Annotated in this window: 13 protein-coding genes, 2 tRNA genes and 2 pseudogenes; 5 read left to right on the forward strand and 12 right to left on the reverse strand. The window is 71.3% G+C overall.

Going from position 1 to position 21,920, the window contains the following annotated elements:
* Nucleotides 1–4: 4 nt before the first annotated feature.
* Complete coding sequence (locus AB0I41_RS09475; RefSeq protein ID WP_357104055.1) at nucleotides 5–2,062, reverse strand: M6 family metalloprotease domain-containing protein; 2,058 nt, start codon at nucleotides 2,060–2,062, stop codon at nucleotides 5–7.
* Nucleotides 2,063–2,358: 296 nt separating this feature from the next.
* Here AB0I41_RS09475 and AB0I41_RS09480 point away from each other — a divergent pair, with 296 nt between their 5' ends.
* The gene (locus tag AB0I41_RS09480) at nucleotides 2,359–3,591 is read left to right on the forward strand and encodes a helix-turn-helix domain-containing protein (RefSeq protein WP_357104058.1); all 1,233 of its coding nucleotides are present in this window, start codon (nucleotides 2,359–2,361) and stop codon (nucleotides 3,589–3,591) included.
* Between the two features lie 61 nt (nucleotides 3,592–3,652).
* On the opposite strand, the gene AB0I41_RS09485 is transcribed toward AB0I41_RS09480, so the two are convergent.
* Nucleotides 3,653–5,575, reverse strand: a complete 1,923-nt coding sequence (locus AB0I41_RS09485; protein ID WP_357104061.1) for a Xaa-Pro dipeptidyl-peptidase — start codon at nucleotides 5,573–5,575, stop codon at nucleotides 3,653–3,655.
* 419 nt (nucleotides 5,576–5,994) lie between these two features.
* On the opposite strand from AB0I41_RS09485, the gene AB0I41_RS09490 reads away from it, so the two are divergent.
* Nucleotides 5,995–8,436 carry a M14 family metallopeptidase gene (locus AB0I41_RS09490; RefSeq protein ID WP_357104064.1) on the forward strand — a complete coding sequence of 814 codons (2,442 nt, stop codon included), beginning with the start codon at nucleotides 5,995–5,997 and terminating at the stop codon, nucleotides 8,434–8,436.
* A gap of 51 nt (nucleotides 8,437–8,487) precedes the next feature.
* Here the strand turns inward: AB0I41_RS09490 and AB0I41_RS09495 are convergent, their stop codons facing one another.
* The 5 genes and pseudogenes from AB0I41_RS09495 to AB0I41_RS09515 all read right to left on the reverse strand — a co-directional run bounded on the left by AB0I41_RS09495 (nucleotide 8,488) and on the right by AB0I41_RS09515 (nucleotide 13,092).
* Nucleotides 8,488–9,438, reverse strand: a complete 951-nt coding sequence (locus AB0I41_RS09495) for an ion transporter (protein ID WP_357104067.1) — start codon at nucleotides 9,436–9,438, stop codon at nucleotides 8,488–8,490.
* Nucleotides 9,439–9,699: 261 nt separating this feature from the next.
* Nucleotides 9,700–10,308, reverse strand: a complete 609-nt coding sequence (locus tag AB0I41_RS09500) for a class I SAM-dependent methyltransferase (RefSeq protein WP_357104071.1) — start codon at nucleotides 10,306–10,308, stop codon at nucleotides 9,700–9,702.
* Nucleotides 10,309–10,645: 337 nt separating this feature from the next.
* Nucleotides 10,646–11,983, reverse strand: coding sequence for a C39 family peptidase (locus AB0I41_RS09505; RefSeq protein ID WP_357104287.1), 1,338 nt, complete (start codon nucleotides 11,981–11,983; stop codon nucleotides 10,646–10,648).
* 249 nt (nucleotides 11,984–12,232) lie between these two features.
* Nucleotides 12,233–12,394 (reverse strand): annotated as a pseudogene (locus AB0I41_RS09510) (pentapeptide repeat-containing protein); the annotation flags it as partial.
* A 622-nt stretch (nucleotides 12,395–13,016) separates the two neighbouring features.
* Nucleotides 13,017–13,092 (reverse strand) — tRNA-Lys (locus AB0I41_RS09515).
* A gap of 186 nt (nucleotides 13,093–13,278) precedes the next feature.
* Between AB0I41_RS09515 and AB0I41_RS09520 the strand changes: the two genes are divergently transcribed.
* Both AB0I41_RS09520 and AB0I41_RS09525 read left to right on the forward strand, forming a co-directional pair.
* A complete protein-coding gene (locus AB0I41_RS09520; protein ID WP_357104073.1) occupies nucleotides 13,279–14,541 on the forward strand; it encodes an Ig-like domain-containing protein in 1,263 nt (420 codons plus the stop codon).
* 266 nt (nucleotides 14,542–14,807) lie between these two features.
* A complete protein-coding gene (locus AB0I41_RS09525; protein ID WP_357104076.1) occupies nucleotides 14,808–16,094 on the forward strand; it encodes an Ig-like domain-containing protein in 1,287 nt (428 codons plus the stop codon).
* A gap of 52 nt (nucleotides 16,095–16,146) precedes the next feature.
* On the opposite strand, the gene AB0I41_RS09530 is transcribed toward AB0I41_RS09525, so the two are convergent.
* A tRNA-His gene (locus tag AB0I41_RS09530) sits at nucleotides 16,147–16,222 on the reverse strand.
* A gap of 100 nt (nucleotides 16,223–16,322) precedes the next feature.
* On the reverse strand, nucleotides 16,323–16,913 hold the full coding sequence (orn, locus tag AB0I41_RS09535; protein WP_357104078.1) for an oligoribonuclease: 591 nt from the start codon (nucleotides 16,911–16,913) through the stop codon (nucleotides 16,323–16,325).
* Nucleotides 16,914–16,985: 72 nt separating this feature from the next.
* Here orn and AB0I41_RS09540 point away from each other — a divergent pair, with 72 nt between their 5' ends.
* Nucleotides 16,986–18,260 carry a glycosyltransferase family 87 protein gene (locus tag AB0I41_RS09540; RefSeq protein ID WP_357104081.1) on the forward strand — a complete coding sequence of 425 codons (1,275 nt, stop codon included), beginning with the start codon at nucleotides 16,986–16,988 and terminating at the stop codon, nucleotides 18,258–18,260.
* A gap of 275 nt (nucleotides 18,261–18,535) precedes the next feature.
* Here AB0I41_RS09540 and AB0I41_RS09545 read toward each other — a convergent pair.
* The 3 genes and pseudogenes from AB0I41_RS09545 to AB0I41_RS09555 form a co-directional block, all read right to left on the reverse strand.
* Nucleotides 18,536–18,811: pseudogene (locus AB0I41_RS09545) on the reverse strand (hypothetical protein); the annotation flags it as partial.
* A 664-nt stretch (nucleotides 18,812–19,475) separates the two neighbouring features.
* The gene (locus AB0I41_RS09550; protein ID WP_357104083.1) at nucleotides 19,476–20,213 is read right to left on the reverse strand and encodes a YcnI family protein; all 738 of its coding nucleotides are present in this window, start codon (nucleotides 20,211–20,213) and stop codon (nucleotides 19,476–19,478) included.
* A 19-nt stretch (nucleotides 20,214–20,232) separates the two neighbouring features.
* Nucleotides 20,233–21,900: a copper resistance protein CopC gene (locus AB0I41_RS09555; protein WP_357104086.1), complete on the reverse strand. Its 1,668-nt coding sequence runs from the start codon at nucleotides 21,898–21,900 to the stop codon at nucleotides 20,233–20,235.
* Nucleotides 21,901–21,920 lie beyond the last annotated feature (20 nt).

Consider the following 21,920-nt stretch of genomic DNA (forward strand, 5'->3'; position numbering starts at 1 on the left):
GTGCTCAGCCGAGCGGTACGCGGGGCCGCTCGACCCGGCACTGGCTGGTCACGGTCTTGGTCGGGTCGCTCTCCGACGTGGCGGTGAGCTGCACCAGGGTCGTCGCGGTCGCGTCGGCGGTGGCGCCGACCGACACGTCGACGGTGGTCGACTTCCCGAACTGGGCCATGGCCAGCTCGTTGGGCAGCTCCACCCGCCAGCCGTCGCCGCCGACGGTGGCGGAGAGGCGGTAGACGTCGGACTTCAGGTTGTCGGTGACGTCCTCCGGGTGCTGCTGCTCGGCGGCGGCGTACTCGCCGGTGTTGGTCAGGTCGAAGGTGCAGGTCGCACCCCCGTTGGCGGGCTGGCCGCGGGTGATCAGCGAACCCTTCGACAGGGCGACCCCGCGCTTGCTGGGGCCGGCGCCGTCCAGGGAGCGCACCGCCACCGTGTACGACAGCACCTGGTCGCCGTCGCGGCGGAGGTTGAGCACGTAGAAGTGCAGCCGGTTGGCCTCGTCGACGTACTCGTACTCGCTGCCGGAGTTGGCGCCGGCGTGGAACAGCGCGTCGGACAGCTGCCGGTAGTCACCCATGGTGATCTTCTGCGGGGTGCCGTCCGGCCGGTAGAAGTCGACCATGTCGATGTCCTGCGGGTTGGCGTCGACCACCCACTGGAAGGGCGCGCTGTCGGTGTTCTTGGTCTTGCTGATCAGCACGCCGTTGTCCGGGGTGAACGAGTCGGCGCCCAGCCGGTCCACCACCTCGACGGTGTAGTTGTTGAACCGGCCACCGTCGCAGAGCGGGTCGGTGCTGGTGCTGCACGCCGGCGCGCGGTCCTGGTTCATCGCGATGTTGATGCCGGTCAGGCCGCCGGGGCCGGCGTCCACCGCGCGGGCGGTGACGTCGGCGACCACCAGGCCGGAGGAGCCCAGCGCCTCCCGGGACAGCCGCAGCACGTGCTCCTCGCCGAGCAGACCGATTTTCAGCTTGTCCCGCACGGTGTGCAGGGAGCCCATCGAACCGCCGTTGACCGGCGGGATCTGCCAGCGGGTGTGCGGGCCGCCCGGACCGTTGAACGAGCCGCGCGACATCATGCTCCAGATGCCGGTGTACGCCCGGCGCAGCGGCACCCCGTAGGGGTTGTTGTAGTTGTCGCCGATGCTCAGCAGGTGGCTGAGCTCGTGGGCGTACACGCCCATGCCGGAGCTCTCCGCCTGGGTGGAGGAGCCGCCGCCGGCGTTCGGCCAGATCGTCGCCGCCGCCTTCCACGAGGTCCATTCGACGTAGCGGGTGCGGGCGTAGTTGGGCAGGTTGGGGTCCGGCGGACCCCAGGCGTCCGGCACGTCCTCCTTGTTCTGGAACATCATCTGGCCGAACTCCTGCCAGGTCGACGACTCGTCCTGGCCGGCGGAGAGGATGAACACCAGTTCGTACGAGTTGGCCACCTCCTCGCCCACCGCGGCCCGCCAGGCGCCCAGCCCGTCGGTGCGGATGTTGCGGGCGCAGGTCTCCCCGGTCGGGCAGGCGCCGGGGTTGAAGCCGTTGTCGATGCCGTACTGGTAGGACTTCGACGGCATCTGGTACGGGCCGAACCCGGTCAGATCGACGCCGTAGCGGCCGTTGGAGTCCTGCATCCAGTACTCGTGCAGGGTGTGGCCCCGGTTGAGGTCCACGGGCTTGTTGAGGAAGTCGGTGTAGAACCCGGCGACGTTCTCCCGGGGGATGTTCGCCGCGCTGGCCTGCGGGTTGCCGAAGACCGACGACCCGGCCGGCTTGGTGATCTCGAACGGCTGGTCCGCGTAGTCCAGTGTGACCAGAGCAATCTTGAAGTTGCGGACCGAACCCTTGACGGTCGGGTCGCCCCAGTTACGGTTCGGCACCGGACGGTAGTCGTCCCAGGTCATCGTGTCCGGATTCTGCCAGCGCTGCGGGTCGAGCACCTGGAAGGGTGCGCTACCGCCGCTCGTTCCGTCGGGGGCGGCGACGGCCGGGCCGGCTGCCGTGGACGCGACCAGTGTGGTGGCGAACGCGGCGACCAGCACCGAGCGCCGCACCGCACGCCTGGTGGGCAGAAGGTGCATCGAGTCACCTCTCATCGTGGGGGGAGGGGGTGGGGAAGCGCAGTCGGCGGGCTGCCGTCCGTGCGTGATCACTCCCCGGTCCGAATCTAGGAGCGGCCCCGACGCCGGTCACCGTGCAGATGTCGGCACGTCCACCGGCGGTTTTCGACACCTGCAGGAGGGCAGGTCCACCCGGCCGGCCGGTTGCGCCCCGGCCAACATCATCGGAAGGTAGGCCAACGGTCCTGCCGTACCCGCGAGCCGGACCCGATCTCCAAGGATGCCGTGGGGGCATCGGGATGACCGGGGGAGTTCACGTGCACACAGAGTTGCAGCGCATCGTCGACACGGTGGCGGCCCGGGTCGGCCGGCCGGCGTTGATCGAGGACCGGCGGCAGCGCGTCGTCGTCTACAGCGAACACACCGGGCTGATCGACGACGTACGCCGCAGCTCGATCCTGCGCCGGCACACCACGCCCGAGGTCATCGCCTGGTTCCGCGACGTCGGCATCATGGAGGCGCGGGCGCCGGTGCGTACCCCGGCCTGCCCCGAGCTGGACCTGCTCCCCCGGGTCTGCGTGCCGATCCGGCACCAGGACCTGCTGCTGGGCTTCGTCTGGTTCATCGACGCGAGCGGCGGGATGACCGACGTCGACATCGCGACCGTCACCGAGGCCATGCCTGATCTGTCCCTGGCTCTCTACCGGGAGAACCTGCTCGGCGAGCTGAGTTCGCAGCGGGAGGCGGAGGCGGCCCGTACCCTCCTGGCGGACGCCCCGGAGACCCGCTGCGAGGCCGTCCGGTCGCTGCTCAGCGACGGGGTCATCGCCGACGACGGCGAGGTCACCGCCCTGGTCGCCAAGCTGGTCGGCACCGGCGGGCAGCCGGTCGACGAACCGGCCCGGATCGCGCTGGAGCACACCCTCGTCGCCAGCCGCCGCTGGGTGGGGACACGCGAGGCGCTGCACCTGGTCCGCCATGACCACGGCGTGTTGCTGCTGTGCTGCGGGCGCGGCAGTGGTCGGGTCTCCGCCGACGCCGCCGCCCGCCACCTCGGCGAGACGTTGCGCAGTGCCAGCCAGGGCCTGGCTTCGGTGGCCCGGAGCGTGGTCGGCGTCGGTGAACCCCGGCCCCGGCTGTACGACACCGTCGACTCGTACGAGGAGGCCCTCCAGGCCGCCCGGGTCGGCGCCCAACTGCCCGCCCTCGGTGCGGTGGTCGCCTGGGCCGACCTGGGCATCTACCGGGTGCTCTCCCGGATGGACGCCCAGCAGCTGGGCGTGGCCGGGGTGCACCCCGGCCTGGAGCGGCTGCTGCGCGACGAGACCAACCAGGTGCTGCTGGAAACCCTGGAAACCTACCTCGACCTGGCCGGCAACGCCCACGCCACCGCCAGCCGGCTCCGATTGCACCGCACCACCCTCTACTACCGACTGCAACGGGTTGAGCAACTCGCCGAGACCGACCTGAAGGACGGCAACGAGCGGCTCTGCCTGCACCTGGCGTTGAAGCTGGGCCGGCTGACCGGCCGCTACCGGCCGGGACGCTGACCGGCCACCCGGACACGCGGGTGGGGCGCCCGATCCCGGGCGCCCCACCCCGTGCCTTGCCTTACAGCCCCGCGGCCAGGGCCGCGGTACGGCCGCCGACGACCGGCAGCTGGATCCGGCTGCGGTCGAAGTTGACCGTGATGTCGGCCCGGTTCTGCTTCGCCCGGCTGCTGTAGCCGGAGTACGAGCCGAGCAGCACCACCCCGATCTGGTGGCCGGTGTCGAACACGTAGTCCTCGGGCAGCAGCGTCACGTCGACCTCGTTCTTCGCGCCGGGCACCAGCGGCGTCGACACGCGCGGCGAATCGAGGTTGAGCCCGTCGATGATGCCCTTGGTGACCAGCTCCTGCGGGTTGCTGGCGACGTTCTTCGCGACCTGCCGGTAGCAGGCCTCCTCGGCGTGCCCGCCCCAGTTGGCCTCCTCGCCCCAGCAGTCCTCGGTGGTCAGGGTCCGGACGCCGTCGCCGGCGGTGCTGAACCGCTCACGGGTGCCGTAGTCGACCAGCAGGCCGGCGAAGCTGGTGTCCTCACCGTTCACCGAGGCGTTGATCTTCACGATCGGCGTGCCGGAGATGTGCAGCGGCGCCTGCAGCGGCTTCGACAGGAACACCAGCCGGTTCGCGGTGTTCGCCAGCGGATCCGACGGGTGCCGGATCGCGTTGGCCTGGGTCATCGTCGGGGTGTCCTGGAACGTCGCCGCGGCCTTGCCGGCGTACGGGCGCACCGAGAGCCCACCGGCGGTCGCGTCCGCGCCGGCCGGCTGCAGGAACACCTGGGTCGGCTGGGTGCCGGGCAGCGGCCACGTCTGCGCGGTCTCCCACACGTCCGGCAGCCGCTCGATGTCGGCCATCGGCTCGTTCATGATCCCGTTGTCGACGCCCTGCAGCCAGTGGTCCAGCCAGCGGTGCAGCGTGTCGACCCACTCCGCCCGGCGGAAGTCGAACGGGTCGATGTGCCCGGTGCCGGTCAGCCACAGCTTCTGCGGCACGCCCCGCTCGGCCAGCGCCGCCCACCACTTGCTGAAGTGGTCGGCCCGAACGTTGTCGTCATTGATGCCGTGCACCACGAAGACACTCGCCTTGACCTTGTCGGCGTCCGGCAGGTAGTCCCGCTCGGCCCAGAAGTCGTTGTAGTCGCCGGTGGTGTCGTCACCGCCCTGCCCGAGCTGCGCCCGCACCGGCGCGCAGTACGCCCGCCGGGCGGGGTTGGTGACCGTGTTCGCCAGGCTGCCCGAGTAGTTGTTCGCCCGGGTGACCAGGCCGTTGCTGCGGGAGTAGTCGTACCAGCTGGAGATCGCCGAGATCGGCACGATCGTGCTCAGCCCGTCCACCCCGCTCGCCGCCGCCGCGTTGGCCAGCGTGCCGTCGTACGACTTGCCGATCATGCCGGTGCGGCCGTTGTGCCAGTCGGCGGCCACCTCCCGGCCGGCGGCGTCGAAGCCCTTCCGACGGCCGTTGAGCCAGTCGATCGCGGTCGGGGCGCTGGTGTTGTCCGCCCGACCACCGGTCACCGGGCAACCGGTCGAATTGTTCGTACCGATCATGTCGAGCAGAATCACCGCGTACCCGCGGGGGACGAAATAGTTGTCGTAGAAAAGCGGCCATTTGTCGTTCAGGCCGTCGCCGTCGAGGTCCGCCTTGCACTCGCTCTCGTTGCCCCGACAAACCGTGGAATAGTACGGGCTGGCGTCCATCAGCACCGGCACCCGCAACCCCTGGTCGCTGGCCGCCGGACGGATGATGTCCATGGCGACCTTGTCGAGTTCCCCGTCGCCGTCGGTGTCGACGTCGGAGGTCACGAAGACCCGCTGTCGGACGGCGTCGCCGTAGCCGAACACCGGCTGCGTCACCCCGTCCGCCACGACCACCGAGGTCGGTGCCCCGCTGCTCGTGGGCTGCGCCAGCGCGCCGGTCGCCGGCACGCTGGCAACCAGGGTCACCGCGGCCACCACCGCCGTTCGCCAGCCCATCCTCGATCCGTGCATCTGCGGCTCCTCCTCCCCGCACCGGCCCTGAGACGCCACGCCCCGGCGTTGACCGGGAAGAACGTGCGTCACTGGTGCGGCAGTTGGAAGGAACTTACGAACCGGACCGGGGCCGGTCTTCGGACACCTGTGGGAGATGCACGCGGCCCGCTCCTACGCCTGTCGCAACCGCTCGGTCACCTGTTTCCGCATCCCTGTCGATCATTGACAGAGCGGATGAGCCCAGTTCAGGATGGGCCAACCCGGTCGCCCGGGCCGTACCGGAAATCCATTTCGGAATATTCGCGGGCCGCCGATCATACCTCCGTCACCGTCCACGGGGAACACCGCCGAGCCGACCGTTCCGGTGCCCTCGCCTGTCCGGGCCGCCCGCACCTTTCCCGCAATTCCCGCACCGCCGAGAAAGGGCCACCATGCGAATGCCTCACCTGCCCAACCGGCGCTGGCGACGGCGAGTGCCCGCCGCCGTCGCCGCCGCCGCCGCCACCGTCCTGCTGGTCAGTCCCGCCTCCGCCGTCACCCCGCAGGCCGCCGCGCCCGCCGGGCCCGCCGGCCAGGCCGCCGACCTCGGCCGGCTCGCCGGCGAGGAGACCAGCGTGGTGGAGGTACTGCTCGCCGACACCGCCGAACTGGACCGGCTCGTCGCCACCGGCGTCGACCTGGACCACGAGGTCTCCCGTACCGAGACCGGGATCGTCGCGCACGCCGTGGTCACCCCGAACGAGGCCGCCAGCCTCAAGGCCATGGGGTACCGGCTGGGCGAGGTCCTGTTCCGCCCGGAGGACTCCGCGAACCGGGTCGCCGAACGCGAGGCGACGATCACCCAACACGCCGCCGAGAACCGCGCCTTCACCGCCACCCTCGCCGCCGACCCCGACGCCAGCGACGTGAAGATCATCCGGGCCGACTACTACACCTCCGGCACCAGCCAGATCCTCTCCGTCGAGGCCAAGTGGGCGCAGGGGCAGACCTCGACCAGCGCGCTCACCGTCGCGCGCGACAGCGGCCCCGGCACCGCGATCGGCTCCGGCGGCACCCAGACCATCAGCCGCTTCGTCGACGCCGGCGTCTACCTCTACCACCGGGGCGCCTCCACGGTGACCACCCGGCCCGACCGGATCCAGATCACCAGCCCCACCGGCGACGTCGCCACCGCCACCGTCAAGGAGTGGCTGCCGATCCCCGCCGACGACCCCGAGGGTGCCGGCTACCAGAAGGACTTCGTCGCCAGCTACCTCACCCCCACCGAGCTGTACGCCCGGATCCGGCAGCTCGCCGCCGCGTACCCGGGCCTCGCCGAGATCGTCGAGCTGCCGTACAAGACCAACGGCTACCGGCGCAAGGCGCAGACCGTGCTCGGCACCGCCAACGCCAGCCGCGTCGCGGTCGACTCGCACGCCTGGGGGCACGAGGGCGGCAACGACATCGCCGTCACGCTGGCCGACCCGGGCGCGGCCAACCGGCCGCTGGCGGTCACCGTGACCGGGACGGAGATCCGCGTCGACCTGGCCACGAACGCGGCCGGCACGGTCACCAGCACCGCCGCCCAGGTCGTCGCCGCGCTCAACGCCGAAGCCGGGTCGCTGGTCCAGGCCTACACCTACCGCGGCAGCACCGGCACCGGGGTGGTCGCGCCCGCCGCACGCACCGCCCTCACCGACGGCCTGCGGGCGCCGGCCAGCGTCTCCCGCGACCCCCATCCGGTGTACGCCATCCGGATCGGCAAGACGCGCGACGGGTCGAAGCCCGGCGTCCTCGCCTACGCCCAGGAGCACGCCCGCGAGTGGGTGCCGCCGCTGGTCACCATCGAGACCGCCGAACGGCTGCTGCGCAACTACGCCCACGACGGCCGCACCAAGCAGCTGCTCAACAACCTCGACATCTGGATCGCCCCGTCGATCAACCCGGACGGCGGCCACTACTCCTTCTACGACTTCAACTCGCAGCGCAAGAACATGACCAACCACTGCGCGCTGACCGGGTCGGCCGACGCGCTGTCGCGCAACTCGTGGGGCGTGGACAACAACCGCAACTACACCGAGTACAGCCTCTTCGACGGCTACTCGGGCGCCTCGGACAGCTGCACCAGCGGCACCTACGCCGGGCCGAGCGAACTGTCCGAGCCGGAGAACAAGAACCTCGACTGGCTGGCCTCCCGGTCGAACATCAAGTTCTCGATGAACCTGCACTCCTCCGGCAACTACTTCATGTGGTCGCCCGGGGCGTACACCGACGCCGGCCGGGTCTCCGCGCCGCGGCCGACGCTGGCCGAGGAGTCGTTCTTCTGGGGCGCCTCGTCGCGGATCCTCACCGCGATCAAGCGGCACCGCAACATGGCCGTCACCCCGGCCCGCACCGGACCGATCTCCGACGTGCTCTACTCGGCGGCCGGCAACTCCGGTGACATGCTCTGGTACAAGTACGGCATCTACGCCTGGAACTTCGAGGTCGGCACCTCCTTCCAGCCCACCTGGGACGAGGCGCACGCCGAGACGATGGAGTTCTCCAACGGCCTGGTCGAGCTCATGCGGGTGGCCCACGACTTCGCCAACGACCGCCAGCGGCCGGAGAGCACCCTCGCGGTGAAGCCCAGCTCCACCCCCGGCATGGTGAACGTGACCTTCGAGGCCACCGAGCCCGCCGCCGTCTTCTACACCCTCGGCGGCACCACACCCACCTACTCGTCCACCCTCTACGCCTCCGCCGGCATCCGGGAGGGCGGAGAGACGCTGACCGTACCGGCCGGCACCACCGTCCAGTGGTTCTCCGTCGACGCCGCCGGCAACGTCGAGAACAACTACACCCCCAACGGAACGGCCAAGAACTTCCGCAAGGGCAGCGCCGTCCTGCCCACCAGCTGACCCACCACCCGGCGCGGCCGCGGTGCCCACGGGCACCGCGGCCGCGCCACGTCAGCCCGGCTCGGAGACCCGACGCCGGTGCGGCCCGCGGGCGGGCCCCTCGTCCCGGTCGATCCGCAACTCCCGCTCCAACTCGGCCACCACGGCCCGCAGGTCGTCCAACCGCTGGCTGATCGCGATGCGGTCCACCTCGTCGGGTACGCCGTCCCCGTCCTCGTCGTAGTCCGGCGCGAGCCGCTCGGTCATCTCCAGCCGCCGCGCCTCCTCCATCGAGTTCACGATGACCGCGATCAGGATGTTGAGCAGCAGGTTCACCGTGATCAGCACGTAGCTGACGTAGTAGACGAGGGTCCACGGCGACAGTGCCAGGCCCTGCTCGATCAGATCCGGGAGCGTCTCCAGCGACAGCAGCACGAACAGCGTCAGCAGCGACCGGCCGATGTCACCGTACTGCTCCGGGTAGGTCTCGCCGAAGATCAACCAGCCCGCCATGCCGTAGACGTACAGGGTCACCGCCGCCAACGCGAGGAAACCACCGACGCCCGGCAGGCTGCGCAGCAGCGCGGTCACGATCGTGCGCAACCCCGGGGAGAACCGCACCAGCCGCAGCACCCGAGCGACCCGCACCACGCGCAGCAGGGCCGAGTCGCCGTGCAGGCCGGGCAGGAAGATCGCCACGGTCACCACCAGGTCGAAGACGTTCCAGCCGTGCCGGAAGAAGCCCTGCGGCCGACGGCCGTACGCGAGCACCCGGACCGCGATCTCCACCACGAACGCCGCCCGGAAGCTCCACTCCAGCCAGCGCAGCACCGGCCCGGCCGCACCCAGGTGGGAATACGTCTCGATGCCGAGCACCACCGCGTTGGCCCCGATCACTACGATGATGAGGATCTCGAAGGGGCGTGACTCGGCGACCCGGGCACACCAGCCAGCGACGCCGCGCGACTCCGAGCCGTCGGCCGGAGCACCCCGCTGGAGGGGCACGACCGGCCCGATCACCACGCGCCAGGCCCCTCCCCCGCGAGCACGCCCGCGAGGACGGCGGCCGATCGGTCACGACGGGGCAAGGATCCGGCGAGCATGTGGATCAGCCTAACCAGCGCTCGCGGTCCGGCCCGGGCGTCCTCGGCGCCTGACCGGCAGCCGGGTCCGACCAGGCGCAGCTCCACGGCCTGCTCACCAAGGTGCGCGACCTCGGCGCCACGCGCCGGCCCAGGGGCAACCCTGACGGCACGGGTGAGCCGACACCTACTTCGACCGGATTCAGGAAGCGGTAGCGGTGCAGGCGGTTGTGTAGGTGAGATCATGGCGTTCGACGTTGCCGAACACCTGCCGCAACGCTGTCGCCGTCTCGCCCCACCACGCCTCCGGTTGGGCAAGGGTCCGCTGGATCCGCCGGGGTGAGCGGGCGGAGTGCCAGGCGATCAGCAGGGTGCCGCCGGGGCGCAGGACCCGCCGGGTGTCGACCAGCGCCGCCTGCAGGTCGGGCCACATCGCGGCCGTGTTGACCGCGACTACGTGATCGGCGTGCCGGTCGGGAAACGGCAGCGCACCCGCGACGCCCAACCGCAGGTCAGCCCGCTCGGCAGCGCCAAGGCGACTCAATCGGCGGTGGGCCTGCGCCAGCATGACCGGGGACGGGTCCACCCCGCACACCTGAACAGCCGAGTCGCGCGCGACGAGCAACTTGAGCAACTGGCCCGGGCCGAATCCGATCTCGCAGACGCAGGCGCCCGTTTTCGCCGCGAGCAGCCCGAGCACCTGTCGGTGGGCGGAGTCGTCGCGACCCATCACCCAACCCGCTAGCCGCCCCAGCGGCCCGGACGGCACCCGGAACGGGTTGAGCGTGGCGCCTGGAAGGTCGTCGGACATGACATCCACCTTGCCCCCTCAACCCGATCGCGTCGAGCCAGCGGGCGGCCATCTCGTCGGCCCGGTGCACCCGGGCCATCCGGACGTGGAAGACCTCCCGGTCGTAGTGGTGGACGGAGTCGACGTCCGGCTGGGCGGCGAGCGCCTCCTCGAGCAGGTCTTCGGCGACGAACTCGCTGCCGACTCCGCAGATGGAATTCACGTCGTCGCCGAACTCCGCGGAGTGAGGCGGGTGGGACATCCCTGCCGGCCGCTGTCCGGCGCGGCAGGAGCTTCGGAAGGGGGCGATCGATGGAGGGTCGGTGCCGGTGCCCGACGGCGACGGTGCCGGCCGTCGCTACCAGTTGGTGGAGTCCGTCACCTGCGGCCAGGCCACCCCGGTCGGCTTGATGAGGTAGACGATGCCGCCGGAGCCACTGCCGGTGCCGCCGCTGGCCGTGGTCCGCTTGGTCCGCAGCCAGATCTGCTCGAACTGCGTCCGGGAGTAGACGTGCCGTACCGCGTCGTTGCTGGGCGAGGCCGGGTCGTTGGCGATCACGTCACCGGTGGCGGTGAAGCCGACCACGACCATCAGGTGCCCGGCGGTGCCGTAGCCCGCCCCGGTCAGCTCGCTGGCGAGGAAGGACTGACTGGTCACCACAGGGATGCCGGCGGCGATGAAGTGCTCGATCTCGTCGAGGGAGTGCAGCCGGGTCACCTTCGCCTCCAGCCCGGGGAAGCTGGCCGCGTACGCGGTGTTGAACGGCCAGTTGCCGGTGCCCTTGTACTGGTAGTCGTAGGTCATCCGGGCGGCGTGGTCGACCGTCGGGTCCGCGTAGCTGGGGTCCACCCAGGACGTGTCGGCGGCAGAGGGCTTCCGGCCCCAGTACTCGACCACCATTTCCGTGGAGGTCGGCGAGCACCAGGCCTCACCGCCGCCGCCGTACTGCGTGTACTGGCCGGCGTGGACGTTCTGCGAGTAGCGCGGGACCGCCAGCTCGGTGCCCCAGGCGATGTGGCCGGCGCTGGGGGTGACGGTGTACCGGTCCGGCACGTTCGAGCTCATCGCGCCGACCGAGCGGACCACCGGGGAGGCGGTCTGCGCCGGGTCACGGTAGAGGGTCAGCCGGAGCTGGTACGCCCGCAGCAGCACCCCGGCGCTCGCGTTGTCGATGGCGAAGGTGTCGGTCCAGATGCTGGAGGTCTTGTCGCCCTGCCTGTCGGCGCTGGTCCGTTTGATGTCGGCGTCGCCGGAGGCCCAGCGCCCCAGCACGTACCACGGGGTGCGGGTGCCGGTGGTGTAGGTGCCCTGGAGTTCGACCTGGAGCCAGGTGCCGGCCGGGGTGTCGGCGTTCCAGGAGGCGACCAGCTCGGTAGCGCCGAAGCCGACCTCGGTCAGCGGCGAGGTCCAGGTGCCGTACGCCCAGGTCCGCCTGATGCTGGTGTGCGGGTCCTTGTAGACGGTGGTGCCGACCGGGGTGCCGAGGGTGAGCCCGGCGGCGGTGACGGTTGTGCCGGCAGTGGCGCCGGCCGACAGGGTGGTGCCGGACCAGCCCTGCCAGGTGACCTGCTCGTCGTGGGTGACCGTGCTGGCTCCGGTGGCCGGCCTGGTGGCCCCGGCGGGGGCGATGGTGCCGAGGAGGGCGAGCGCGGTGGCGCCCGCGAGGGCGACGGCGCGCAGCGGTGTCGTGGCCATGGCAGCTCCCCAGGGTGAGGCATCGTTGCCGTTCACTGTCCCGCCTGGAGGGAAGTTTCGCCAGAGGTCTATGCATGGAAAATCATTGTCGGCGCGAGGATCTGGTCGGGATGGATCAACGTAGCGATGAACATTGATTTGATCATGTGACTCCTGGTGAAGAACGGGATCTCTCGTACCCCGAGGAGGTTGTCCATGGCCCTCCGCCCGTCCCCTACGGCCGCCCGGGGCGGACACCAGCACGCGAGGTCCGGTCAGGGTGGCGCCGGAGAAGTCGGTGCGGGTGATCTCGCAGGCGTAGAGGCTGCCGGCCTCCCAGGTGCTCTCGCTGAGATCGCCCCCGGTGATCCGGCTGCCGCGGACCAGGTCGGCCAGCAGTTGCTCTTCGCGCTCGGCGTCCTGCACGATCATCAGGACCGCTCCGACCGGCACCAGTCGGTCGGCACGCCGGTAGCCGGTCAGCAGTCCACCCAGCCTCGACGTCCGCCGCTCATGCTCGGCTTCGCCGGGACGACCGCGACCGGAGACACATGCTCTCGGCGGGCTGTTAGGCGAAGCGCCGGCGGGACGTGCGAGCACCCGCGTACTCGAATCGGGGTTTCGGGGGCCGATTCCGGAGATCACTGTTCAGGGAATCAGCCGAAGAGCCGAGGGCAGAAGTGGCGATACGGATAATTCGGTCCGCCGTTAGTTGATCTTCAGGAATCGGCTCGCCGCCGCGGTACCGATCGCCAAAGCGCCTGACATGAGCCCTCGCCGGCTCGGCGAAGACGGCCCGCCGCGTCGGAGCGACCGTCACTGACAGCAACACCACTGGCCCTCGTACCGTCGGCCGGCCGAACACCAAGCCAGGCGAGAACCGCTCGCCGCCGCCCGTCGGACCCGATCGCGTGTCCACGGTCACGGCACCACGTCCACCGACAGCCGGAACAGTCCCACCGCCCCCGAGCACCCATCGAGCACCCAGCCATCACCACGGACACGAAAAAGGCTCCGGCCAGGTGGAGAACCACCAGGCCAGAGCCCTTATTGCTGGTGCGCCGCCAGGGACTCGAACCCCGAACCCGCGGATTAAGAGTCCGCTGCTCTGCCAGTTGAGCTAGCGGCGCTCGCTGGCAACGGAGAGAACATTAGCACGGCCCCTGAGCGGCTTTCCAATCCGATACCCGGCTCCCCTGTTCGGCCGAGCTTAACGGGCAAAAGCCACGAAAACCCTCCGCCGACCGCTCGGTGGGACCAGGGTGGCGGCGGTGATGCGGCACCATGTCGCCAGGCACGCGAGAACTGAGGTGGGAATGGGCAGGTTCACGCGGGCCGGGGCGATGGTGGGCGCCCTGGCCCTGGTGGCGTCGTTGGCACTGACCGGGTGCGGTGACGACCAGAAGAAGGCCGCCGAGTTCGTCGGCGGCGGCACGACTCCGGGTACGGGCGCCCCCACGGCGCCGCCGGCGGACGAGACCTCGGCGCCGGCCGCGAGCCTGGCGGTGAGCCCGGCCGACGGAGCGAAGAACAAGCCGGTGAGCACCGAGATCAGCGCCGAGTTGCCGGGCGGCGGCACGGTGTCCTCGGTCACCCTCGCCTCGGCCGACGGCAAGCAGGTCGCCGGCAAGATGCGGTTGGACGGCTCCTCCTGGGTGCCGTCGGCGCCGCTGAAGTACGGCACCCGGTACACCGCCACGGTGACGGGCACCGGCTCCGGCGGCGAGACCCGGCAGGGCGCCAGCACTTTCACCACCATGGCCAAGCCGAAGTCGATGATCAGCTCCGGCCTCTACCTCTTCGACGACCGGACGTACGGCGTGGCCATGCCGGTGGTCGTCGAGTTCCACCCGGGTATCCCGAAGAAGGACCGGGCCGCGGTGCAGAAGCGGATGTTCGTCAAGACCGACCCGCCGCAGCCGGGTGCCTGGCACTGGGTCTACAACGGCACCCAGGCCTACTACCGGGCTCCGGAGTACTGGAAGCCGGGCACCACGCTCGACGTCCGGATCGCGCTGGCCGGCATGCCGCTGAGCAACGGCCGCTACGGCAATGTCGACCGGTCGGCGACCGCCAAGATCGGCCGATCCTTCGTGATGAAGGTCGACAACGCCAGCAAGAAGATGACGGTGCTCCAGGACGGCCAGGTGATCCGTACCCTGCCGGTCAGCCTGGGCAAGAAGAGCACCCCCTCCTCCAGCGGCACCCTGGTGGTGATGGAGAAGAAGGAGAAGACCGTCTTCGACACCATGGACGAGCCCGATCCGGACGACCGGTACCGCACCGAGATCGACTTCGCCCAGCGGCTGACCTGGGGCGGCGAGTACATCCATGCGGCGCCCTGGTCGGAGGGGGTGCAGGGTCGGCAGAACGTCTCGCACGGCTGCGTCAACGTCTCGATGGCGATGGGCAGGTGGCTCTTCGACCAGACGAAGATCGGCGACCCGATCACCATCAAGGGCACCGAACGCAAGGTCGCGCCCGGCAACGGCTGGACGGCCTGGAGCCTGAGCTGGTCGGAGTTCGTCAAGGGCAGCGCCCTGCCCGTGCCGGATGGCGGTTCCGGCCCGCTGCTGTAGAACCCGCCCGGTCGGGTCGGCGTGACCGCCGGCCCGACCGGAGCACGGGCGCGGCGCGCCCGGGTCACCGACCCGGCGCGACGCGGGGTCCACCGCCGGAGGAGCCGTCACCGCGCGAAACCGAGCAGGATCCGCGGAAGTCCGGCATTTTATCGAATTTCGCACACCCCCGTGGGCGTGTTTCTGTTCACGACCGGCAACCGGCCGGCGCTCCCCCGCGTCAGTGGGAGAGGATGGGCATCGGGGACCACAACTGTGAGGGAATCATGCGAGCTACCCACCACCGGCTGACCCGGCACGCCGGGCGGCGCCGCGCACTCGCGGCGGGGCTCCTCGCCGCGACGCTGGCGCTCACCTCCGCCTGCACGGACTCCGGCGACGACAAGTCGTCGAGCTGGCAGGGCAGCGGTGAGAGCCCCCCTAGGGCCGCGGCCACCATCACCGAGCCCAGGGCCGACGCGACCGACGTCCCGGCCGCCACCGGCATCACCTTCACCACCAAGGACGCGCAGGAAACCACCGTCGAGCTCAAGGACGCCAGCGGCAAGGCCGTCGAGGGCGAACTCGCCGCCGACGGCAAGAGCTGGCTTCCCGCGGGCGCCCTGGAGTACGGCGAGAAGTACACCGCCACCGTCACGGCTACCGGTGACGACGGCAAGCCGGCCAGCGCGACCAGCGCCTTCACCGTGATGGCCAAGCCCGACAAGCAGGTGCGGATCACCAGCTTCCTCGGTGACAACCAGGTCGTCGGCGTGGGCATGCCGCTGATCGTCCGGTTCGGCCGGGCCGTCCCCGAGGACTACCGCGACGACGTCCAGCGCCGGATGACCGTCACCTCCACCCCGGCGCAGGAGGGGATCTGGCACTGGTCCAGCCCCACCGAGGTCCGCTTCCGTCCGAAGGAGTTCTGGAAGTCGGGCACCACGGTGTCGTACCGGGTGCAGGCCGGCGGGCTGCCGATGGGCGACGGCTGGTACGGCCGGTCCGACCTGACCGTCGACATCAAGATCGGCCCGGCGCTGGTCATGCGGGTGGACAACAAGACCAAGCGGATGACCGTCACCAAGGACGGCAAGGTCGTCAAGACGATCCTGGTCAGCCTCGGCAAGAAGAGCACCCCCTCGTCCAGCGGGACCATGGTGGTGATCGAGAAGCTCCGCAAGACCGTCTTCGACACCATGGAAGAGCTGGGCCCCGAGGAGGGGTACCGGACGAAGATCGACTACGCCCAGCGGCTCACCTGGGGCGGCGAGTTCATCCACGCCGCGCCCTGGTCGGAGGGGCAGCAGGGCAGCGTCAACGTCTCGCACGGCTGTGTGAACGTCTCGATGGCCGACGGCGCCTGGCTCTTCGCCAACACCCGCATCGGCGACCCGATCACCGTCAAGGGCACCGAACGCAAGCTCCAGAACGGCAACGGCTGGACCGACTGGAACATGAGCTGGGACGACTACGTCAAGGGCAGCGCTGTGCCGTACGAGGAGCCGGACGCCGCGCAGAGCCCGGAGGCCACCCCCGGCGACGAGACGCCCAGCGTCGATCCCACCCCCTGACCGGGACCGGAAACGACGAAGGCCCCCTCCGCGAGGAGGGGGCCTTCGTGTCTGGGGTGACTGATGGGAATTGAACCCACGACAACCGGGACCACAACCCGGTGCTCTGCCAACTGAGCTACAGCCACCATGCCTTCCGCGCCGGTCGCCCGGGCGGGTGCGGACTAATAATAGCCACACCCACGCCGGCCCCGTCCAGCGGGTTGCGCACCGTCCGCCCGGCCCTGGTCAGAGCTGCGCGGCGATTCCCTTGGCCGTCTCCACGTCCGGCCCCGGCAGGGGTACGAAGACTGTCCGGCGGTAGTACTCCAGCTCGCGGATGCTCTCCCGGATGTCGGCCAGCGCCCGGTGGGCGAGCCCCTTCTGCGGCTGGCCGAAGTACACCCGCGGGTACCAGCGCCGGGTCAGTTCCTTGATCGAGGAGACGTCGATCATGCGGTAGTGCAGGTGGGCGTCGAGGCGCGGCATGTCCCGGGCGATGAAGCCCCGGTCGGTGGCGATCGAGTTGCCGCACAGCGGGGCGTTGCGCGGGTCCTTGACGTGGCTGGTGACGTACTGCAGCACCATGTCCTCGGCCTCGGCGAGGGTGACGGTGGAGCGCCGCACCTCCTCGGTCAGCCCGGACTTGCCGTGCATCGTGCGGACGATCTCCGGCATCGCCTCCAGGGCCGCCTCGTCGGCGTGGATGACCACGTCGACCCCCTCGCCCAGCACGTTGAGGTCGGGATCGGTGACGAGCGCGGCGACCTCGATCAGCGCGTCCCGGCCGAGATCCAACCCGGTCATCTCACAGTCAATCCAGACGAGAAGGTCAGCCACCGGGACAGCGTAGCCTCAGCCCAGGTGTCGCGCCTCGGCACTGCCGGCGCAGCGGACCGCTAGGGTTTCCCCGTGCCAGCCGAACCCGTCGCGCCACCCGCCGTCACCTCCGACGACCAGGGGGGCCGTACGGCCCGTCGGGTCGTCACGGTGCTGGCGCTGGCGGCCGTGCTGCCGGCGCTCTACCTGCCCGGCATGGTGCACGACTTCTTCGACCTGAAGATCTACATGCGGGCGATGGACTGGTGGTCGTCCGGGCACCCGCTCTACGACTACGTGCAGCCGGACCGGGTCCAGGGTGAGCTCTACTTCACCTACCCGCCGTTCAGCGCCCTGCTGCTGTGGCCGTTCGCGGTGCTCCCGCTCGGCCTGACCATCGCCGTCTTCACCGTCCTGACCGGGATCGGCGTGATCGTGACCACCCGCTGGTTGGTCCGGCCGGTGATCGAGCGGCACGGCCTGCCCCGGGCGTTCACCCTCACTGTGGCGGTGCTGCTGGTGTTCGCGGTGGAGAGCACCCGGGAGACGATCACCTTCGGGCAGATCAACATGCTGCTGGTGGTGCTGATCCTGGCCGACCTGCTCTTCGCCGTACCCGGGGGGCGGCGGTGGGCCGGGGTGGGCGTCGGGCTGGCGACGGCGCTGAAGCTCTTCCCGGGCATCTTCATCGGCTACCTGCTGGTGACCCGGCGGTGGCGGGCGGCGGTGGCGGCCGGCGTCACCGCGGCGGTGGCGACGCTGCTGGCCGCGGCGCTCGCGCCCCTGGACTCCTGGCGCTTCTGGACCCACGAGCTGTGGGCGACCAACCGGGTCGGCCGCACCGACTACACCGGCAACCAGTCGCTGTTCGGGCTGCTCAGCCGGATCGACGCGCCGGCGAAGCCGAACCAGTTGCTCTGGTTGGCGCTGGTCATGGTGGTCGCCGGGTTCGGCCTCTGGCGGGCGGCCCGCGCCGCCCGGGCCGGGGACGAGCTCACCGGGCTGACCCTCACCGGGCTGGTCGGCGGCCTGGTCAGCCCGATCACCTGGACCCACCACATCTACTGGTTCATCCCCGCCGTGGTGGTGCTGGTGGACGCGGCCCTCGACGCCGGCCGGGGCACCGTGGCGGGGGTCCGGCGCCGCCGCCGGCTGCTCGCGCTCGCGGTCGGCACGTCGATCGTGATCATCTACGGGGTGGTGTCCTTCTACGACTGGGGCGTGGCCCCGGCGCGCACCGACACCCCGGCGGAGTTCCTGCTGCGCAACGCCTACGTGCTGCTGGCCCTGCTGCTGCTGGTGGCGCTCCCGGTGCGCCGCCGGGCAGAGCCGGCCCACGGACAACGGGCGGAGCCGACCCACGGATAAGTTGCACCAAATGGACAGATGTTCCGCCGGGCGACTTTCGCCGCTAATCTGGCTACACCTACCTCAGACGTCTGTCGGGTAGCACCGATCCCCCGGTGAGGACGGCCCTCCGCGTCGGCAGCGCGGAGGGCCGTCCGCTGCCGAGGTCAGTCCGCGTTGGCGGGCCGGGAGGCTCCGGGGACCCGGTCGGCCGTCTCCTCCGGACGCTCCGGCGGCCAGGGCGGCAGGTCGGCGAGGGTGGCCGGACGCCGGGCCGGCACCGCCCCGATGGCGGCGCGGAACCGTTCGGGCGCCCCGACCGACACCAGTTGCCGCTCGGGCTCCGGCGTGGCGCCGAGCCCGCTGAGCGAGCTGACCCCGAGCCGACCGGCGAGCACCGGAACCTGGTCCGGCTCGACCACGAAGACCACCTCGCGCGGGCGCACCGGGCGCAGCAGCACCAGCACCGCCAGCACGATCAGCAGGAACCCGCCGGCCAGCGACCCCCAGGCCACCGGACGGAACCAGTCGGACCGCACCTCGGCCCGCAGGTCCAGGGCGAGGTCCGCCCCGCCGTCGGGGCGCATCACCACCAGGCTCAGCCGGCGGCCGGCCAACTGCCCGGGGTTCCACTCGATCGCGCCGATCCCCTCGCGTACCCAGGAGGGCGCGTCGAGCGGCACGGCCGGGACGACGCCGGCGGGCCCGACGGTGGACGCGGCGCCGGCGTCGGTCAGCCGGACCGGCAGCGGCCCGCGGGCCAGCGCGATCCGCCCGACGGTGGCGTGCGGGACGGGGGCGAGCCAGCGGCGGACCTCGTCGGCGGGCGCCAGGCCGACGAAGGCCGGCCCGTCCGGGGTCCGGGCCGTGAGCCGCAGCCTCGCCTGCCCGATCCGGGTGAACGGCGCCTCGGCGCGCAGCAGCGCGTCGACGTCCTGCACCACGATGGCCCGGCCCGCGGTGCGCACCGGCTCGAAGCGGGCGCCGAAGCTGCCGTCGGTGGTCGCGTGCCGGGCGACCAGGCTGAGGCCACCACCGACCAGGATGGCCGGAATCCCGACCACCAACAGCAGCATTCCGACGAGCGTCCGCACGAACCGCATTCGTTCCGTCTCCTTCGGTGACCGGGTACCCGGCAGACCTTACCGACGGGACCGCCGTGATCTGCGGATATCGGCGGGGACGGACAGCCGCCGGCCCGCCGGAGGGGTCCGACGGGCCGGCGGGCGGAGCGGGTCAGGCCTTGGTCGCCGGCCCCCGACGGGTACGGGCGAAGGCCAGTCCACCGAGGAGCAGGCCGGCCAGCCCGGCCACCAGACCGGCGATGGCCAGACCGGTCGCCGGCCCGTCGGAGTCCTCGTCGGCGGCGGCCTGGGCCTGCCCGGCCGGCGACGCCGCCGGCGTGGCCGACGCGGCCGACGTGGCTGCGGCCGGGGTCAGGGTGAGCACCGGCGCCGGCTTCTCCGGCTCCTCGCCGCCCGGCGTCGGCTCGTCGATCCACCGCTGGACGTTGCCGTCGGAGTACGTCTGCAACGTCTTGAAGACCATCCGGTCGACCTGCGGCAGCGGGCCCATCGAAACCGGGAACTCCTGGAACTGGCCGGGCTTGACCCCCGCGTCGCCGGTGGCCGTCCAGGTCAGCTTCGACACGGCCTCGGTGAGCTGGCTGCCGTGCACCTCGATCGGCGGGTCGACCTTGCGCTTCTCCACGGCCACCGTCCACCCGGGCACGGGCATGGTGGAGACCGAGCCGACCGGGGCGTTCTCCGGCAGCACCACCTCGACCTTCGTGGTGGACGCGGTGTCGCTCTCGTTGGGCACCCGGAAGGCGAAGCGGCCGTAGGAGCCCTGGGTCGCCTCCTTCGGGTTGACGGTGACGTGCGCCGAGGCGGGCCCGGCGAAGCCGAGCACCACGGTGGTGACGGCGGCGAGCGCGAGGGCGGCGGCGGTGGCGGGACGCCGGAGACGGATCATGTGGGGAGAGCCTTTCTCGTTACCTGATCGGCACGGTGGCGGTCACCGTGGCCTGGTCGATGTCGGTGATGCGGACGGTCAGGCGAAGCTGCCACTCGCCGGCCGCCGGGAAGCTGATCTCCCCGGTCACGTGGTTGTCGGTCAGCGGCAGCAGCGGGATGTCGATCGGCTCGATCCCCGCCGACGGCAACGCCGCGGTCGCCTTCCACTCGGCCACCGGCAGCGGCCGGTTGTCCGGCGTGTACGCGTACAGGTGCATCGAGTTGTTGCCCCGCTCGGCCGGGTCCAGCTCCACCTGCAGGGAGTAGATCGGGCTGGTCAGCGTGGTGGAGAAGTAGCTGGCGGGTCCGCCGGACCCCTCGGTGGTGGCGGCGACCCGGGCCGGGGTGGTCTGCACCAGGGTGGCCGACACGCCGAGCACCACCGCGGTGATCGCCAGCTCGACCCAGACGGCCCGCCGCACCGACACCGGACGCTGCGCGGCGGTCGGCCGCCCCACCAACTGCCGGGAGTACGCGGCCACCACGATCACCAGCGCGAACAGCCCGATCTTGGCGAGCAGCAGCCGGCCGTACGTGGTGTCGAGCAGGGGCTGGACGCCGCCCACCTCGATCAGCCCCTGCACGAGGCCGGCGAGCAGCAGCGCCGCCACCGCCAGCGCCGCCCAGCGGGACCAGATCGGCAGGATCGCCCCCAACTCCCGCTCGTCGGCGCGGCGCAGCAGGAAGACCGCGAGCATCACCAGCCCGCCCAGCCAGACCGCCATGCTGCCCAGGTGCACCGCGTCGACGACCACCGACACGGCCGGCGCCGGGGACGCCGCCGCGTGCCCGGCCAGCGGCCAGGTGAACAGCGCCGCCCCGGCCAGCACGGCCAGGATGAGCGCGTCGGTACGACCGACCGGGCCCCGGGTCAACGGGCGCAGCAGGAACACCGCCGCCGCGAGCAGGCCCAGGCGGACCAGGTGCGCCGTGCCGTACGTGCTGCCCAGCACCTCGCAGAGACCGTCCCCGGTGACGTCGGTCAGCCCGCCCCCGGCGGTGTACGGCACCTGCAACCACAGCTCGGCCAGGGTGGCGAGGGCGAGCAGCCCCGTCCCCGCCCAGGCCAGCCGGGCCGGGCCGCGGCGGGACAGCCGGTGCGGCCAGAGCGCGGCGAGCACCAGGGCCGGACCCACCACCAGCAGCAGGCCCACGTAGCCCAGGTACTTCGCCACCTTCACCGCGGTGTCCACCACCGGATTCGCCCGGCTGTCCACCCCTGAGTCGGTGGGTGGCGCCGAGGGCGCGCCGACGGAGTAGGTGAACGCGCCGGAGACCGGGTGGCTGTCGGCGGAGATCACCCGGTAGCTCACCAGGTAGGTGCCGCGCGGCCCGGACGGGTCCACCGGCACGGTCACCACCGACCCCTCGAAGGTGGGCTCGCCCCGGTCGGCCCGGGAGCCGTCCGGGGCGATGACCCGGATCTTGCCGGTGACCTTGCGCACGGACTCGCTGAAGGTCAGCACCACCTCGGGCGGGGCGCTCGGCACCACGGCCGAGGCGACCGGGCTGCTGCTGACCAGCACGGCGTGGGCGCTGGCCGGGGTGGCCGGGGCGAGCAGCAGCGCGACGAGGGTGACCAGCAGGCCGGCGGCGGTGCCCAGTCGCGCGAACCAGCGACGATCGACGACGTTCATGCCGGCCATGCTCGCCGACGCGGGGCCCC

Source organism: Micromonospora sp. NPDC050200 (assembly GCF_040656135.1).
Classification (GTDB): domain Bacteria; phylum Actinomycetota; class Actinomycetes; order Mycobacteriales; family Micromonosporaceae; genus Micromonospora.